At 64.1% G+C, this 2,257-nt stretch carries 2 protein-coding genes; both read left to right on the top strand.

Annotated elements, in window-relative coordinates; all coding sequences use genetic code 11:
* The first annotated feature begins 294 nt into the window (after positions 1–294).
* Positions 295–885, top strand: coding sequence for a hypothetical protein (locus tag MJD61_08270; GenBank protein ID MCG8555271.1), 591 nt, complete (start codon positions 295–297; stop codon positions 883–885).
* A gap of 33 nt (positions 886–918) precedes the next feature.
* Complete coding sequence (locus MJD61_08265) at positions 919–1,914, top strand: hypothetical protein (protein MCG8555270.1); 996 nt, start codon at positions 919–921, stop codon at positions 1,912–1,914.
* Positions 1,915–2,257 lie beyond the last annotated feature (343 nt).

The raw sequence follows: 2,257 nt of genomic DNA, 5'->3' as shown, positions 1-2,257 counted from the left end.
TCACCAAAAGCCGCTATTTGTTGCTGGATCTGCTCACGCAGGTTGTTCGACACGGAACTCTCCTCGGTCATGCAACCCAAGGAGAGCCTTCCGTGTCGTTCTTGTCGATCCCCCCCTCAAGAACGATCCAATTTCAACAACTTACGCCACCCCGATTGGCTCCAAATCGGGATCGCGCCCGTCCGATCCTACGGCGCACTCCAATTGTCGGGCTGGATACCGTGGGCACAAGTGCAAACCTCGCTCCAACTCCCCCTCCCACCGGGAGCCGTCGCGGTAAAGCAGCAGCTATCGGTGTCGATCACCAGGTGGGACACAGGTCGGATCAGCGGCAGGCTCGAGGTACAAGCAGTACTCGACCAGCCGCCCTACTGGGCGTTCCCGTTGCGCGCCGAGTGGCCGGACGGATGCGGTGAAGCGCTGCCGATTGCGCTCGACCAGCCGCGCGCGGAATTCGGGGGCAAGGCGTTCATCGAGCTCTGGCCGCAGCTCGGCTTGAGCGCAGTGAACCTGCCGGCACGCTGGGACAGCGGCGGCGACACTCGTCTGATGTTGAACGTTGCTCAACCGAGCGCGGTGTGCACCGGGAACGCTGACCGGTTCGGCCTTAGGGTCGGTTTGAACACCAACGCCGAGCTAGCCACGCAGGACGGGCGGTTTTCGGTCCGGCTCGGCTTCCCACGTAGCGGCTCGAGCTTGGAGGTGACGGTCTATGGCGCCGGCGCCGGTTCCGCTGCGCATCTGCATGCCCGTAGCGAAGGGCATGACGTGGTACACAGGCAAGGGGCAGGGATAGGCTCCGATGGCTTGCTGACTCTCTTGCAGGGTTCGCCGGCGTTGGACGTCTTGCGTTGGGAACCGGGCCTCGGCGGCTCGAGGCACTGATTCGGAGCAAGCGGCTTCCAAGGCGAGTGAGCCATGAAGATCGTCGGGTCAATTCTGGGAATCCTGTGCTCCACGGTGGCTGCGTGCTCGGATGGCGGCTCGACTGCAAGCGCTGGAGGCATGGCGATCGCTGGCATGCCTGGAGTCGGTGCCGCTGCAGGAACGCCGGGGTCGGCCGGCACGGGGGGAGCAGGACCGGCTCCCGGTCTGGGCGTACCGCTCTGCAGTGCAGGTGCAATCCCCCCCTCTCTACCACGCCAGCTGTGCAACGGCTCGGAAGGAATTCAGCTTGGTTACCGTGTGGAAGGCGGTCGCCGAGAGCTTGCCGAGCGCCGGATGCTTCGTGAGAATGGATACGAGTATTTCTACATTGATGGGCAGTGTAACTACTCGGTATTTACGGCGTCCACGATTCCACGAAACATGAATGGAATGCAGACATTACTGGGCGAATTGTGGCCGATGAGAACGGGCCGCCTCAATCCACAGCAGCGCACCCAGCTTGCACACGATCTGCTGTACGATCGCTGGCCCGAGCTGTATGGGGAGTACAGTCCTGCGCCTGGCTGCTCCCACTGCGGCTGGGAGGTATTTCTGCACGTCGCGGGCGCGATCACCTGCGGGCAGTGCTCGGAGCGGCCGGAGCTCAAGGTAGTCCGCGATGCCGCCCGAGCCTGGTTGCCGCTGCTCTACCAGCTCGGTCACGACGCCGCCGGCCCCATGCGTATCGTCGCAGCCGACGGGATACGCAACGACTTTGGGGGACGGGTGCTGCAGTGGACGTTGGACTTCCCGCTGGCGGAAATCACGCTCAAACCCTTCACGGATTCCCGGGGCAGGGGCCGGTTGGTCAAGGGGAAGAACGCCGCGAAGGTACGAGCCATGCGGCAACAGTACATGCACGTTCTTCCTACAGCAACGGATGGATCGGTGCCTGTGGCCGAGCCGGGCGGCAAGGTCTGGGCGCTTTATCTACGTGATGCGATGCCCTTCGAGGACACCGCCGGTACCCTGTGCTTCGGACCCTAGGAGCTTGCCACCACGTGGGGGTGCCGCATCGGACCATCGGGATCCGCCCTCCGCCCCCTGATCTCGGGATCGGACTGCATCGGAATCTGCATCGGAATCCGAGCTCACGCTCCGCAATGTGGCCGGCGGGGCGACCTGACCCGCCTTGAGGCTTGGGATATCCCGGCGGGTGCGGTGGGGGCGGCTCGCAGCTGGAGCCCACGGTCACCGGTCGGGCTCTTTGGCGTCTCTACGGGCTCCTAATGTGGCGGAGCCGCACAACGGTGCGGCAAAGGTACACGAACCCAAACGCTGAGCGTGCAGCGCTGCGTGGAACTGCGAAGGTCCCGTCGGGTGCTGCTCG

It is taken from the genome of Pseudomonadota bacterium, from assembly GCA_022361155.1.
In the GTDB taxonomy this organism is placed as follows: domain Bacteria; phylum Myxococcota_A; class Polyangia; order Polyangiales; family JAKSBK01; genus JAKSBK01.
The sequence above is the reverse complement of the archived record's forward strand: the minus strand, read 5'-3'. Positions and strand labels throughout refer to the sequence as shown.